General features: G+C 39.4%; 17 protein-coding genes and 1 riboswitch. Of the genes, 11 read left to right on the forward strand and 6 right to left on the reverse strand.

Features of this window, described 5'->3' with window-relative positions:
* Positions 1-26: 26 nt before the first annotated feature.
* The gene (locus LMU01S_RS08570) at positions 27-1,388 is read right to left on the reverse strand and encodes a C40 family peptidase (protein ID WP_056958118.1); all 1,362 of its coding nucleotides are present in this window, start codon (positions 1,386-1,388) and stop codon (positions 27-29) included.
* A gap of 550 nt (positions 1,389-1,938) precedes the next feature.
* On the opposite strand from LMU01S_RS08570, the gene serC reads away from it, so the two are divergent.
* Both serC and LMU01S_RS08580 read left to right on the forward strand, forming a co-directional pair.
* Positions 1,939-3,039 carry a 3-phosphoserine/phosphohydroxythreonine transaminase gene (serC, locus tag LMU01S_RS08575; RefSeq protein ID WP_082613032.1) on the forward strand — a complete coding sequence of 367 codons (1,101 nt, stop codon included), beginning with the start codon at positions 1,939-1,941 and terminating at the stop codon, positions 3,037-3,039.
* A 125-nt stretch (positions 3,040-3,164) separates the two neighbouring features.
* Positions 3,165-3,740 (forward strand): uracil-DNA glycosylase family protein, encoded by a 576-nt coding sequence (locus LMU01S_RS08580; RefSeq protein ID WP_056958116.1) that lies wholly within the window; start codon positions 3,165-3,167, stop codon positions 3,738-3,740.
* Positions 3,741-3,826: 86 nt separating this feature from the next.
* Here the strand turns inward: LMU01S_RS08580 and LMU01S_RS08585 are convergent, their stop codons facing one another.
* A complete protein-coding gene (locus LMU01S_RS08585) occupies positions 3,827-4,360 on the reverse strand; it encodes a folate family ECF transporter S component (RefSeq protein WP_056958114.1) in 534 nt (177 codons plus the stop codon).
* 59 nt (positions 4,361-4,419) lie between these two features.
* A riboswitch (THF riboswitch) is annotated at positions 4,420-4,524 on the reverse strand.
* A gap of 158 nt (positions 4,525-4,682) precedes the next feature.
* On the opposite strand from LMU01S_RS08585, the gene LMU01S_RS08590 reads away from it, so the two are divergent.
* From LMU01S_RS08590 to LMU01S_RS08620, 7 genes are all read left to right on the forward strand, one after another.
* Positions 4,683-4,916, forward strand: coding sequence for a MarR family transcriptional regulator (locus LMU01S_RS08590; protein WP_056958112.1), 234 nt, complete (start codon positions 4,683-4,685; stop codon positions 4,914-4,916).
* Positions 4,917-5,088: 172 nt separating this feature from the next.
* Positions 5,089-5,742, forward strand: a complete 654-nt coding sequence (locus LMU01S_RS08595) for an HD domain-containing protein (protein WP_056958110.1) — start codon at positions 5,089-5,091, stop codon at positions 5,740-5,742.
* Between the two features lie 198 nt (positions 5,743-5,940).
* Entirely contained in the window at positions 5,941-6,630 is a 690-nt protein-coding gene (locus LMU01S_RS08600) for a response regulator transcription factor (RefSeq protein ID WP_056958109.1), read from the forward strand.
* A complete protein-coding gene (locus LMU01S_RS08605; RefSeq protein WP_056958107.1) occupies positions 6,620-7,975 on the forward strand; it encodes a sensor histidine kinase in 1,356 nt (451 codons plus the stop codon). Before LMU01S_RS08600 ends, LMU01S_RS08605 begins: the two co-directional genes overlap by 11 nt.
* Before the next feature lie 136 nt (positions 7,976-8,111).
* The gene (locus LMU01S_RS08610) at positions 8,112-8,801 is read left to right on the forward strand and encodes an ATP-binding cassette domain-containing protein (protein ID WP_056958105.1); all 690 of its coding nucleotides are present in this window, start codon (positions 8,112-8,114) and stop codon (positions 8,799-8,801) included.
* Positions 8,794-9,543 (forward strand): lantibiotic immunity ABC transporter MutE/EpiE family permease subunit, encoded by a 750-nt coding sequence (locus LMU01S_RS08615; RefSeq protein WP_056958104.1) that lies wholly within the window; start codon positions 8,794-8,796, stop codon positions 9,541-9,543. The genes LMU01S_RS08610 and LMU01S_RS08615 overlap by 8 nt, the downstream gene beginning before the upstream one ends.
* Positions 9,521-10,150, forward strand: coding sequence for an ABC-2 family transporter permease (locus LMU01S_RS08620; RefSeq protein WP_056958102.1), 630 nt, complete (start codon positions 9,521-9,523; stop codon positions 10,148-10,150). The genes LMU01S_RS08615 and LMU01S_RS08620 overlap by 23 nt, the downstream gene beginning before the upstream one ends.
* 153 nt (positions 10,151-10,303) lie before the next feature.
* On the opposite strand, the gene LMU01S_RS08625 is transcribed toward LMU01S_RS08620, so the two are convergent.
* Genes LMU01S_RS08625 through LMU01S_RS08635 form a run of 3 tightly spaced genes read right to left on the reverse strand, consistent with a single transcriptional unit; the run spans position 10,304 to position 12,646 of the window.
* On the reverse strand, positions 10,304-11,104 hold the full coding sequence (locus tag LMU01S_RS08625; protein WP_056958100.1) for a metal ABC transporter permease: 801 nt from the start codon (positions 11,102-11,104) through the stop codon (positions 10,304-10,306).
* Entirely contained in the window at positions 11,104-11,763 is a 660-nt protein-coding gene (locus LMU01S_RS08630; protein ID WP_004050634.1) for a metal ABC transporter ATP-binding protein, read from the reverse strand. Before LMU01S_RS08630 ends, LMU01S_RS08625 begins: the two co-directional genes overlap by 1 nt.
* 16 nt (positions 11,764-11,779) lie before the next feature.
* Positions 11,780-12,646, reverse strand: coding sequence for a metal ABC transporter solute-binding protein, Zn/Mn family (locus LMU01S_RS08635; protein ID WP_056958098.1), 867 nt, complete (start codon positions 12,644-12,646; stop codon positions 11,780-11,782).
* 308 nt (positions 12,647-12,954) lie between these two features.
* On the opposite strand from LMU01S_RS08635, the gene LMU01S_RS08640 reads away from it, so the two are divergent.
* Positions 12,955-13,644 carry an Rpn family recombination-promoting nuclease/putative transposase gene (locus LMU01S_RS08640; protein ID WP_056958096.1) on the forward strand — a complete coding sequence of 230 codons (690 nt, stop codon included), beginning with the start codon at positions 12,955-12,957 and terminating at the stop codon, positions 13,642-13,644.
* A 62-nt stretch (positions 13,645-13,706) separates the two neighbouring features.
* On the forward strand, positions 13,707-13,895 hold the full coding sequence (locus tag LMU01S_RS08645; RefSeq protein WP_056958094.1) for a hypothetical protein: 189 nt from the start codon (positions 13,707-13,709) through the stop codon (positions 13,893-13,895).
* Positions 13,896-13,953: 58 nt separating this feature from the next.
* On the opposite strand, the gene LMU01S_RS08650 is transcribed toward LMU01S_RS08645, so the two are convergent.
* The gene (locus LMU01S_RS08650) at positions 13,954-14,220 is read right to left on the reverse strand and encodes a hypothetical protein (RefSeq protein WP_004050627.1); all 267 of its coding nucleotides are present in this window, start codon (positions 14,218-14,220) and stop codon (positions 13,954-13,956) included.
* Positions 14,221-14,269: the final 49 nt, after the last annotated feature.

Below are 14,269 nucleotides of genomic sequence, written 5' to 3' on the forward strand. Positions count from 1 at the left end.
GGATAGGCGTCATTAAAAGTTATCTTTTAGTTTACGTGTACGGCAAATGATGGCATGAAGTAAGCCATGTTACCGATCTTAACGCTTTGACCTGGTTCTGGAGCAGCAACGAAGCTGTTACCACCTAAGTAGATCGCAACGTGGTAAGTTGAACCTGGTGTACCCCAGAATAATAAGTCACCAACTTGTGCTTGGCTAACTGGGATATGTGCACCAGCAGATTCTTGAGCGATCGTGTTACGACCGATCTGCTTACCAAAGTGTGCATAAACGTATTGTGTCAAACCTGAGCAGTCAAAACCAGATGGTGTAGAACCGCCCCATACGTAAGGTGTACCGATAAATGATTGTGCATAAGCTGCGATCGCAGCACCATCAGCTGAAGTTGAAACAACTTGTTGTTGAGGTTGTTGTACTTGAGCAGGTTGTGCTTGTTGTTGCACTTGTTGTGTTTGTTGTGCTGGAGCTTGTGTTTGAGCTGGAGCTTGGTTTTGTACAGGTTGTTGTACTTGTGTAGCAGCTTGTTGTTGTGTAGCTTGTTGAGCGGCAGCTTCTTGTTGAGCTTGAGCAGCAGCTTGCTGTTGTGCAGCTTGTTGAGCAACAGCTTCTTGTTGAGCTTGGGCAGCAGCTTGTTGAGCAGCAGCTTCTTGAGCTGGGTCTTTAGCTGGATCGTTGATCGTCAATGTTTGGCCAACAAGTAAAGTAGCACCCAAGTTGTTAGCAGCACGTAAAGAATCAACGGTTACACCGTAAGCTTGTGCGATCGAGTAAAGTGATTCGCCAGCTTGTACTGTGTGAGTTGTGTGGTTAGCTGAAACAACAAGTTGAGGTTCTTGAGCTTGTTCTTGTGTAGCTTCTTGTTGTACGACAGGTTGTTCTGGTTGCGCTTGTTGTTGCACTGGTTGTTCAGTTTGAGCAGGTTGTTGTGTTGCTTGAACTGCACCATTGATCTTCAAAACATTACCTGGGTGAATGAGGTAAGCATCTGCAGCTAAACCGTTCAATTCACGTAATTTTTCAACTGATGTGTTGTATTGTTGTGCAAGTGTCCAAAGTGTATCACCAGCTTTAACAGTTACATCAGAAGTGTTTTCTGTGTCGGCTTTCTTATCAGCAGCTTGGGCTGTATTGTTATTTTCAGAAACTTGAGCATCTTTAGCTGGAACTTTCAATGTTTGACCAGTGATGATCAAGTGAGAGTTTTGGTCGATGTTGTTCAAAGCTTCGATCGCTTGGATAGAAACACCATATTTTTGTGAAAGATCCCAAACTGTATCGTTTTTAGCAACTTTATGAGTTGTATCTGCATTAGCTGTTGCTGTTGTAGCTAAGAATAATCCGGCTGCTCCGACTGTACCGACTAAAAGTTTTTTTGCTGTATGATTCAAAATTTATATTCACTCCTAATAATTTTCAATAATTTCTAAACGACTAACTTCAATTTGACTGATACATTTATTTTAATCCATTTATGTTGCAACCTAATGCAAAAAAGATTACATTTTACCAAATTTTGTAATAAATAACCGCGAAACCTTGAAAATGTTGGGGAAATAAATTTATTAAGATTTAGTAAAGATGAATGGAACGTTATAAATGTTGATATAACAAGCTTTTTACTGAAGGGAGAGCAAAATGTTCAAAAAATAATATTACAAAAATGTTACAAAAAATATAAACCGTTGTGGTGAAACAAACGCTAGAAAAATTAAAGTTTTTTAGACTTAAAAGCGTGAATGGGGCTTGGAATGATGTTACAAAAAAGTTAAATCGATATTAATTAATGTTACTATCAATAATTATTAATAGTTCTAGTAGATATAGTTTAAATATCTCTTTAAAGTCATGGTAAATATTGACTTTTTAGGCGGGGTCCAATAAATTTATTATTATCAATTATTAATTTTTAAAATTAGAACCAGAAGGAAGGTACGAGCTGTGGAAGTGTATAATTTTTCAGCGGGACCGGCAATGATGCCCCCTGAAGTGGTAGCTCAGATCCAAGCTGAGTTGGTATCCTATCGTGATAGTGAGATGAGTGTGATGGAGATCAGTCATCGTTCAGCGCTATATGAAGAAATGTTTCAAACTGCTAAAGCTGATCTAAGAGAGCTCTTAGCTGTTCCTAAAGATTACAAGATCTTATTTTTACAAGGGGGAGCCTCGACACAATTTACGACGGTACCGTTGAATCTAGCCCGAAAGACGAAAAATATTGCTTTTGTCGACACAGGACATTGGTCGCAAACGGCGATCGCAGATGCGCGGCTTGTACCTGAGCGCAAGGTCGATGTGGTCGCTTCGGGAAAAAGTTCTGCTTATACCCGTTTGCCACACGAGATCGCCTTGGATAGACCTTATGATTATGTACATTTGACGATCAATAACACGATCGAAGGGACAATGTATCGTAAATTGCCTGAATTACAAGGGCAAACGATCGTCGGCGATATCTCTTCAAATATTTTGGGCTATCAACATGATGTTCAAAAGTATGGCCTTTTGTATGCTAGTGCGCAAAAAAATATCGGTCCAGCTGGATTGACGTTGGTGATCGTTAAAGAATCTCTTTTAGACAAAGAACAAGACCTGCCTTCAATGCTTGATTATGTGAAGTTGATCAAACGTGACTCTAATTTAAATACACCACCGGTTTTTCCGATCTATGCGGCTGGTCTAGTTTTCCAATGGTTGAAAAAACAGGGGGGCGTAAAGCAGATGCAGCAACAAAATGAGGCTAAAACAGCACTTTTGTATGATATGTTGGATAACTCAAAACTCTTTTTGGGAACGGCATATGCATCTGATCGTTCGTTGACCAATGTTCCTTTTACGACAGGAAGTAAAGAGCTTGATGAAAAATTCATCACCCAAGCTGAGAAAAACGGGCTAAAAAATATCCGAGGACATGTTTTGGCTGGCGGGATGCGGGCAAGCATGTATAATGCCTTTCCATTTGAAGGGGTAAAGGCCCTAGTCGATTTTATGAAAGCATTCGAGCAAAAAGAACGCCGGATCTATGCGACTACGATGCAATAAACGTGGTATAATATAGTTCCTTGGCAGGGGCGCTTTGGCGGTCGCGTCAAAGACTTAGTGTCACGCATTTGTGTGGCACTTTTTTTATTGGTGTGCTAGGCTGTGGATAAGGACAGGTGAACGATATGCAAGATAAGATATTTGAAGCGATAAAAAATGATCCCGCAAATAAAAAATATACGCAAGCTGGGATCGATCCATTATATGTAGCCCCAAAAGAAGCTAAGATCTTGATCGTGGGACAAGCACCGGGAAAACGAGCGCAGGATACACGGTTGTTTTGGAATGATCCTAGTGGTGATAATTTACGGGCTTGGATGGGAGTTTCACGGGAAGAATTCTATCAGTCAAAAGATTTTGCGATCTTGCCGATGGATTTTTATTTTCCAGGCAAGGGTAAAAGTGGTGATCTACCGCCACGAAAAGATTTTGCTAAAAAATGGCATCCATTGTTGTTAGAACAGATGCCTAATATTGAACTGATATTGTTAGTGGGAAGTTATGCGACAAAACATTATCTACATCTCAAAAGTACAGCGAGATTGACCGATGTCGTGCGCAATTATCGGGCATATTTGCCAGAGTACTTTCCGTTAGTTCATCCTTCGCCTCGTAACAAACTTTGGCAAAGTAAAAATCCGTGGTTTGTTAAAGAGGTATTGCCTGAGTTAAAAAGACAGGTCCATTTGATCATTGATTAAAATTCAAGTCACATCATGTTCGATGTGGCTTTTTGTTGTAAAAAAATAACCGACCAAGCTCACACTTGATCGGTGGAATAACTAAATTAGTGCATTAAGCGACTGTCTAAACGTGAAACAGCGCGCAAGATCAAGAAACTGATCGCAGCTTCGATCGGCCACATGATCAAGTTTTTAGGCCCGCGAACGCTCAACAGTCCCCAGATAGGTGCTTGGTACATCAGATGGATCCATAGAGTATTGAAGAAGATATTAGACACGAAGATCTGAACGAATTGGTAAACAGCGAGACGTTGCCAAGTAACTTTTTGTTGGTAAAGAAAAGCACCAGCGATCAAGCCAGTGATAAAGGCACTAAAAGTAAAACCAACAAAAAATGTGCTTCCCGTCGAGAATAAAGTATTCTTGATCAAGTCGCCAATGACTAAAGCAACACCGCCAAGCCAAGGCCCTAGAAAGTATCCGATCAAAGTCGTGCCCATAAAGCCAAGCCCGAATTTGACCAGATTATCAGAACCAAATGAGATCTTACTCAAAACCGTCTGCAAAGCGATGAGCATCGCTGCTAAAGTGACCGTACGTGTCGTGAGTTTTGGACTTCTCCAAGATAAATTCGTCATAAAAAAACATCTCCCTAAAAATAATTTGGGGGGAGACAAGCACCAGTAATGGTTAGATCATTGGTGAATGCGGAAGATACACGCAGCTAAAATGACGGTTTAGCTTTCTGCCTACGTTCACATTCCGTTCCATAAGCCCGTGACGCATAAATTCCTACCCCTACAAGCGTAGATTTTAGCATGTATTTTTAAATAAATCTACTAGTAAAACACGAACGATAAAAGTTTTTTTAGTAGGAATATAGTTTAAAAGGTGAATGGTTGGTGTAATGGAAAAGTATCTTGTAGAATTAAAGCGAACTGGAAAAACAGGGGTGAGATGATGGATCTATTAACACGTATCAACCAACATTATCAGGAATTAACTGAGCAAGAACGACAAATGATCACAGCTTTGCAAAAAGTCGATCTTGCGTGGGATGGTTTGACTAGCAGTGAGTTAGCTAAAAAATTGTATGTTTCACGGGCAAGTATTTTCCGAATGTTGAAGAAGTTGGAGCTTGAGAGCTTTGCTGAATTAAAATATTTGATAGAAACAAACCGAATTGAGCTTTAGCTAAGGAACAGAATTCTCACAGATCGTCACAGCATACCACACATATGTTGAGCAAGGAAAAAAATATACAGATATTGATCATTTGGAACATATGAAAATCTGTGAGGCTCTATATGAGTCAGTAGATATGGGAAAAATGATAGATCTATAATTGCAAAGGTGCTGTTTTACTATGGAAAATAAAGAGTTGATCGTCAAAAATGCACGCGAATATGTATATGATGCTTTGAATAATGAAGGTAGTGGTCATGATTGGTGGCACGTTTTTCGTGTTACAAACAACGCTATCGAAATTGCTAAATATGAAGAGGCGGATATTTATATTTGTGAATTAGCGGCATTATTACATGATATTGCTGATGGAAAATTAAATGAAAGCGAAGAAGCTGGCCAAAAAAGGGTACATACATGGTTGGTCGATAATGGCGTGTCTAGTGAAACACTAGATCATGTTATGGATATTGTGTCAAAGATGTCATTTAAGGGTGGAAACCAAAAGGAAAATGTTTCTACTTTGGAAGGAAAAATCGTTCAGGACGCTGATCGTTTAGATGCTATGGGGGCAATGGGAATCGCACGGGTAATGTGTTATTCAGGCCACGTTGGACGTCCGATCCACGATCCGGCTATGAAGCCTAGAGAAAATCTCACTTTGGAAGAGTATCGCAATGGTAAAGCTACAGCGATCATGCATTTTTACGAAAAATTGCTTAAGTTAAAGGACACTATGAATACAGGCTATGCCACGAAGCTAGCGCAGGGACGCCACGAATTTTTGAAAGTATATTTGGATCAGTTCTATCAAGAATGGGATGCCAAGCGGTAGTAGTTGATTATATTCACGCCAAACGAGATAAGTTATAAAGAGCAAGTAGTGATCATCTCATTACTTGCTCTTATTTTTCTGAAAGGATCCTGATTTTTGAGTGATAAATTGTGTATGGATAAGCCTTTTTTAGGGAGCATAATGTTTTTTTGTGCTCATTAGATCTAGTATTATTACTCTATAAAATGAGGTGGTAGCATGCACAAAATTTTGATAGTAGATGATGATATGGAGATCCTAAAGCTCATGAAAAATGCGTTAGAACTAAAAAATTACGCTGTGACAGTGATTCAAGAAGTTACATTGCCGGTAAAGTTAGCTGAATTTCAGGGCTATGATCTGATCTTATTGGATATTATGCTGACTAATATCAGTGGGATCGAGCTTTGTAAGCAACTCAGGAATCAGATCGCGACCCCGATCATCTTCATTAGTGCTAAGGATACCGAAGATGATATTTTGCAAGGTTTGGCTAATGGTGGGGATGACTATATTGTTAAACCATTTAGTTTAAAACAACTGGTGGCTAAAGTTGAGGCTGATCTAAAGCGCGAGGATCGAACTAAAAAAGCTCACGGCGAATTTAATACAGTCAGAAGAGATCTCGGTCAGATCACATTTTATTTGGAAGAAAAGCAGGTCTATATCGGTAGTAAGGCCATACCACTTACTAAACGTGAATATGCGATCTTAGAGCTTTTATCACGTGATCTGACCCGGGTCTATACGCGCGAGGAGATCTATTTTAATGTTTATGATGAATCTGCCGATGCTCTTTTTCGTTCGATCTCCGAATATGTCTATCAAATACGCAATAAATTTTCAATGTACGGGGTAGACCCGATCAAAACAGTGCGGGGAATGGGGTATAAGTGGAATGATCAGTAAATACACGATGCAACAGCGAATCTTATTTGCGGTCTTGGAGATTATTATTGGAAGCTTGCTGGTCGTAGTTACTTTATTTTTAGGTTCATTTTTACTGGTACAAAGTGGACAATTGAGAGTATTTACTGAAGCTGACGTAACTTTTGATAAAAATGTTAGTCAGCAGGATATAACTAAAGCGATGAAGGCTAGCCCGTATGACTATACACTTTACGATGCTAAAACTAAGCACTTATTAACGGGGGAATATGCTCCTAGTGACCTCAATAATTTTGAAATTGCTAAGGATAATAAGCGGGATCTGACTGTAGATACAGTAAAATTCAAATATTTTGCTGATAAAAATTATATTCTTATTATCCGCCAAAATAGTGTACCAGAGTTTGCTGATCAGCGTTTGCGCGTGATCTCATATAACCAATTTAGTTATCTTTTTGTAATGTTGGGAATTCTTTTAGTGATAATGATCGTCGTCGTTAGACTTGTGCGTGAGCTGGCAAAAGATTTCCGCTATGTTGAAGCGATCGCACTATCCATGGGCGAAGGTAGCACCGATCAGCCTAGAACACACGTCAAGATCATTGAGTTTGAGCAAATATTGACCAATCTCTACAAAAAAAGTGATGAATTAGCTTGGTTGATCGAAAAAGAACGGTTAGAGAAAAAAGATCTATCCTTTCAAATAGCTGCCTTGGCCCATGATGTAAAAACTCCGCTGACAGTTGTTAAAGGTAATGTGGAATTACTGGAAATGACTTCGTTGACCCCAAATCAGGTTGAATATCTAGCTTCGATCAATAAAAGCATGGCAGTATTTGAACGCTATTTCAACAGTATGTTGACCTATACACGGCTGTTGAATGATGATCAAAGAGAAGAAGTGAAAGTATCGGACTTTATTTCTGAGCTAGTTGTCGAATTTAACGAAATAGCCAAAACGTATCAAGTTGAGTTACAGACAAAGCTAGAAATAGAGAGTAAGTTTTTTTACGGTAATCGCTTAGCGCTCAGTCGGGCAGTCCTAAATATTGTTGTTAATGCCTGTCAGCACGCTAAAAAAGATGCGGGAAAAGTTACGGTAACATTTAAAGAGACGGCAACGCAACTGATATTTGAAGTCTGGAACAACGGAGCACCTTTTTCTAAAACCGCTAAGGAGAATGCAACTAAGCTATTTTTTACTGAAAATGGGGGACGTAATCTCGATAAGAAACATTATGGGATCGGCTTGGCATTTGCTAAAGCAGTCAGTTTAAAACACGGTGGGTACCTTGAGATATCTGATCCACCAGCTGGGGGCGCTAAAGTAAAATTGTGCCTAGAGCGTGTAAGAAAATGTGATTAGCACTATATGAATAATGAGAGCCCCGCCATGCTTTGGTGGGGCTTTCGTATTGTATTATCAAATACATATTTTGAATATCTGAATGATCTATGAAATTGATCAGCTATGATAATAAAAAATAAAGGAGGCGCTAAAAATGGAAATAAAAATACAAAAAATATCAAAAGCCTTTAAAAATGGCCAAGTTTTAGATGAAGTGAGTTTTGTGATCAAAAGTGGGACGGTCTGTGGACTGTTAGGGATCAATGGTGCGGGAAAATCAACTTTGATGAAGATAATCGCTGGCTTAAAAGAAGCTGAGCAAGGACAGGTATTTTATAATGGCGAGACGGTGATCCCTAAGGAAAATTTGGGGGCTTTGATCGAAGAACCCGCGATCTATAAAAATCTATCGGCTTTTGATAATTTGAAGACTAAAGCTTTGTTGTATGGCATAGATGATGAACAAATAAGGGATATTTTGAATAAAGTTGGCCTACAAAATGCAGGCAAGAAGCGTGCGGGAAAATTTTCAGTAGGGATGAAACAACGCTTAGGGATCGGGATGGCACTTTTGACAAAACCAGCTTTTCTCATTTTAGATGAACCAACAAATGGTTTGGATCCTACAGGTACAGCAGAATTATTAGCGCTGATCAAAGAGTTGAGCACGCAGGGGATGACGATCTTACTTTCAAGCCATCAACTCAATGTGCTCAGTCAAGTTGCTGATCAGATCGTTATTTTAGATAAAGGGCAGATCCGCTACGATGATCGTAGAGAAAATGTGGTAGATCTTGATCGAAAATTTTTTGAGATCGTTCATGGAGGTGTTTTGGATGCGTGAGCCAAATTTAACAGCGATTTTTAGGTCAGAGCGTTTAAAATTGAAGAAAACAAAGCGCTATTCGCTACTTTTCTCAGTGACTTTAGCTGCACCAGTGCTAGCTTATCTCATAGGTGGTGTTTTGATCTTCCTCCCCTTTACGATATATTGGTGGGAAGCCTTGTTTTTGTTTTTATTAGGTGGCCTGTTGTTTTTAAGCGATGTAAAGCGGGAAAAAAGTGCAGGAGACTTTCAAAATATCGAGAGCACAGAGGTAAAAAAACAGATCTATTTTGCTAAGGTAGCCTTGAACTTTAGAACGTTATTTGGGGCGAGCTTCATATTATTTGGAGCGATATATTTAGTTGCTTTATTATATGGGGGACTTCTACAAGCAGAGAGTTTGCGTCTTATAGTCGTTATTTTAGCTCTTTTAGTTACAGGTTTATGGAATATCTTTTTTATCTATTATCTATCCAATTGGTTAAATGCATCTTTAGTAGTTGTTATAAACAGTTTACTGTGTTTGTTCATCGCACCTTTAGTGGCTCAAACTAAGCTATGGCTGCTCTTTCCATATACTTACCATTACAAGGTGGTGGAGGCCTTGATCGGACTTAAGCCAAATGGAGTTCAGTCACCTGATTTTTTAAATATTGATTGGGGTATGTTTGGCAGTTCAGTTGGATCAGCGTTATTGAGTGCGGTGCTGTTTTCTTGGTTACTAGGGAGGAGATCGGATGTTCAAAATAGTAAGAAGTGAAAGTGTGAAGTTGAAGGGGAGTTTTCAGCTGTATTTTGCAGTTGGTGTGATGGTGCTCCAATTGGTGACTGTGGTCCCATATGTGCTCTTGCTAAAAAATGGAGTCGCTCTAGTTGATGTTTTATTGCTTACATTTGCAGGTTATCCCTTGGTGACCAGTATGAGTGCTGTTTTGCTTTTTGAGCAAGAAAAAATGGCTAATTCATTTCAAGAGATCAGATGTTATCCTAAAAAATATCGACTTTGGGGAAGCAAATTGGTTTTGAGTGATTGCTTATCGATCGCTACACTGACAAGTACGTGGTTGATTTTAGGTCAGATAAAACTAGCACTAGTCTCATTTCTTTTGGTAGTTTTACTTGAGCACATCCATGTTGGGCTAACTTTTTTTGTCGATCAGACTAAAAATATCCTGCTCGGTTTTTTAGAGGTCCTATTTATCATTTTTGCAAGTAACAAGGCTTTATTGAATATTTACGTATTGCCCGTGATCTTACCAGTAAATTATATTTTTCAGCCTAACAGTTTATATTTGCTCCTATATGTTGGCTATTTCATCTTAGCGACATGTATTGTATTATGGGGGATCCGGCGCTTAGATTGGTGATATTTTCGTGAAAATAAAAGAAGTCCCCTTGCTTGCAGACTAGGGGACAACTGGTGCAATTAATTCAAGCACAGTATAGCATATTATTTATAGCGGTATTTAAACAAATAGGGTAAGTAGCTCGTATCGACACGTTCTGCTTACCCTGTTTGTTTATTTTTGATGGTTAGCTAAATGGTCTTTGGCGATCGCTGCCCCATAGATCAAGGCTTCGATCACGGTGATAAAGAAGCTGACTGGCCAATCAGTGAGATAGCTAAAGTATAGCCCAAGCCAAACGCCAGCCAAAATGAAGATGAAATTTAAAACGATCATCTGGTAGAGTCGATGGGCGAAGTATTTTGTCGCCGAAGCTGGGATCGTTAAGAGCACAAAGATCAGTAACGCACCGACGATCTGAGCTGTAATACTGATCGTTAAGGCGAGCATCACTAAAAAGATGATCGAGATCGTTTTGTTAAAGCGCTGATTGTACTGAGCTCCTTGAGAATCAAAGGAGTTATATGCTAGACGCTTGAATAAGATCGTGATCGTCAACAATAGTAAGATGCTAAGTGCGATCAAAACTTCGATATCGTTGCGGTCGATCCCAACGATGCTCCCAAATAAAATACTTGTCGCATAATTAGCTTGTTTATCTGAGAGTGATAAAAATAAGATCCCAAGCCCTAAGAAAAGACCGGAAAAGACACTGATCGAAGCTTCACGTCGCCCGAGCCGTTCACCTGACATCCCGATCAATAGGGCACTAGCCGTAGTAAAAGTCAGCATCCCTGCTAAAGGCGAGATCCCGATAAAGATCCCAAATGAAGCACCAGAAAAACCGATCTCAGAGAGCGTATGGGTGAAAAAAGATGTTTGGCGTGCTACCACAAAGGTCCCCATAACACTACAGATCAAAGCGATGAAGATCCCGGCGATAAAGGCATAGCGCATAAAATCATAAGCAAACATTATTTTTTAGCCCCCTTTTCAAGTAAGACACCAGTTTGATCTTCCAAATGAAGCTCGTAGTCGGCGTATTGTTCGATCAGCTCGGGATCGTGCGTGATAAACAAGATCGTTAGACCGTGTTGTTGCATGACCTCACGTAGCATTTGTAACAATTCGTGTTTGTTGGTCGTATCTAAACTTGCGGTAGCTTCGTCCAAGATGAGTAACTTGGGATCAGCACAGAGCGCTTGGGCTAGATAGGCCCGTTGCTTTTCGCCCCCAGAAGCTTTGCCTAAAGGTTGATCTTTGATCCGCGTCAGTTTTGTCTCCGTCAAGATCTGTTCGAGTTTTTCGTTTAAAGGCTTGCGGTTCCAGAAGAAATTGCGCTTTTTGAGACCAAAAGCTACGAAATCCTTGATGCAAAGGGGATATTCATCATCAATGTTGCGCAATTGTGGTACGTATTGGACTTCATCACGCTTGACATTAAAGACCGTGTGAACGGTATAGTTGTTAGCTAGATCTTGCAATAAGTGTTTGACAAGCGTTGTTTTTCCGACCCCATTTTCACCTGTGATACAGGTCAAACTACCTTGGGCGATCTCAAAGGAGAGATTGGAGAAAAGCTTGCGGTTGGGGATGGAAAGATCCAAGTTATGCACTGATAGGATCGATTTCATGAATAACTACTTCTTTCTATTTTTGAGTATCTAAGACAGCTTGATATTCGCTTTGTAGCCAAGTTACGTATGTCTTATTTTTAGGTAGCGTTTCAGTAACTTTGACGACAGGAATGTTGTTTTCTTTGCAGAGTGCAACGATATTTTTGATCACTGAGCTGTCGCTTTGGGTATTTTGAACAAAGAAAGCGATCTTTTTGTTTTTGATATCGTTTTGTAATTTCTTGATGTCTGAATATGATGGGTCGCTACCTTCTTCAGTTGCTTTAGCGAAGTGACTGTTAGCGATCTTGTAACCCATCTTCTTTAAAGAATAGTCAAAGACTGGTTCTGAAACAGCTACTTTTTGATTATTGCTGTTTTGTTTGATCTTGTCTAGCGTTTGTGTTAATTTAGCTAAAGTTTTTTTGTATTTAGTAGCATTTTTCTTGAAGGCAGCCTTATTTTTAGGTTGCATTTTACCAAATTCAGTTGCTAAACGATCAGCAAGTTTTTCCATAGTTGTTGGATCATACCAGAGATGTTCATTTTGGCCTTCCTTAACTTTCATGATATCAGCCACAGATAGATATTTTTTACCGTTCAATTTTTTGACCCAGTTATCGTAGCCAGCACCGTTATAGATGACAAGATCAGCTTTGGAAACGATCTTAGCGGTCTTAGTTGTGGCTTCAAAGTCGTGGGGATCAACATTAGGACTAGTGATCAATGAAGTGACGGTTCCGTGATCACCTAAGACAGCCTTAGCAGTTTCGCCGTAAAAATCAAGGGTCGTCACGACATTTATCTTATCAGATGCAGCGGCAGTATTTTTGTGACCAAAGGTGAAGAATGCTAGAAAAGCACTCACGAGTAAGATGAAACTAAATAATTTTTTTCGCATGATAAATATATCCTCTCTTAAATTGTAATGATTACCATTAACGATACTAACGTTTGAAATTACTACTGTCAAGCGTTGTCGAACCTAAAAAGTTCTAAATTACGATTAAGTATTTTAAGAGAGTACGTCAATTAAACTTTGAGAGCTTTTGAATTACGATTTAAAAAATTCTAGGAAAAATTTTTGCATAGTTTTTAGTGCTAGATATAAGTCTAGTTTAGTGCTAGAAATCCCGGTATAAAGGTAAGTCTTTGGACTTGAAAAATCCTGCGTACAGATCCAAAATAAAGTCAAAAGGGATGGGAAATTTGAGTACTTATGAAGAGGCCCTTAAAGCATGGAACTTAGCGGGTTTTAAAGATGGGATGATCTTTTCGTGGATCATTTCAGAGCATAAAGACATTTGTTTAGAGCTGTTGCAACTGATCTTACCTGATTTAGGGATCGTAGACGTTAAAAACATCAAAAAAGAAGATACGCATAAGCAAAATACCGTCTTTCACGGGGCTCGTTTTGATATCTATGCTGAAGACGAGCATGGACGAATGTATGATATTGAGATGCAGGTCAGTGATGAACATAATTTAGGTAAGCGGATCTCATATTATCAAAGTTATTTGACCCAGCATGCTTTGGAAGCGGGGCAAGACTATAGTGATAGGGTCGATACGTATGTGATCTTTATCTGTGATTTTGATTTTTTTGGTGTAGGGTTACCGGTATATACGACTGAAGTGCGCGTAAAAGAAAGTGATCTGGTACTCGATACAGGGGAGCATAACATTATTTTAAACGCTAAAGCTAAGGATTTTTCAGCTGTTTCACAAGGATTGGCGGCTTTTTTGAAATATGTAGATACAAATGTTCCAACGAGTGCTCTTACATGTAAGATAGCTGATGATATTGTTATTTTGAAAACTAACACGCAAAAGGAAGGTGATTACATGTTCTATGAATTAGAATTTCGCTCACGCCTTGCTAGAGAAACAAAAAAGTAAGTAAAGAGGCACGAAAAGAAGGTCTAGCCGAAGGACGAAAAGAAGGACGAAAAGAAGGCAGAATGGAAGGTAGAAAAGAGGGGCTGACTGAGGGATGGGCCAAAGGAGAAAAAAAAGTTGTTTGTGATATGATCAGCCGCTTGACTGCTAAGGGATATTCTAAACAAGATGTCATTACTGCGGTTACAGAACTGACTCACTTTACAGTAGAAGAAGCTACTGTGCTTTATGACAAGTTATTTGTAAAGTGATCGAAAAAGGCTCACGTTGAAAAGCTTTCAGCGTGGGCCTTTTTGACTCGTTAGTGAGTTATTCATTTGGTGCTTCGTAAATATTACTTTGGCTTTCAGTACTTGGATCCAAAGCAGGTCGTGTTTGCTTTTGGGTTTGGGTGACTGGCGCAAGTGCATCATTGAGACGTCCGATCGGGTCATAAGCCCACAAGAAGAGGCTGACGACCACTAAATTGAATAACGTAAAAGCTAACCACCAGTTGAATAAGGCATGCATGATCCCATTAGTCGTAGCTTTTGCCTTGAGATAGGCGTGTCTATATGGATCGTTTTCTGGTTCCATTGGAGTCATCCTTTCCTATGTGTTATAAAGTTATTTTTACCGCAGTTTG

The organism is Ligilactobacillus murinus DSM 20452 = NBRC 14221, assembly GCF_001591685.1.
Lineage (GTDB): Bacteria > Bacillota > Bacilli > Lactobacillales > Lactobacillaceae > Ligilactobacillus > Ligilactobacillus murinus.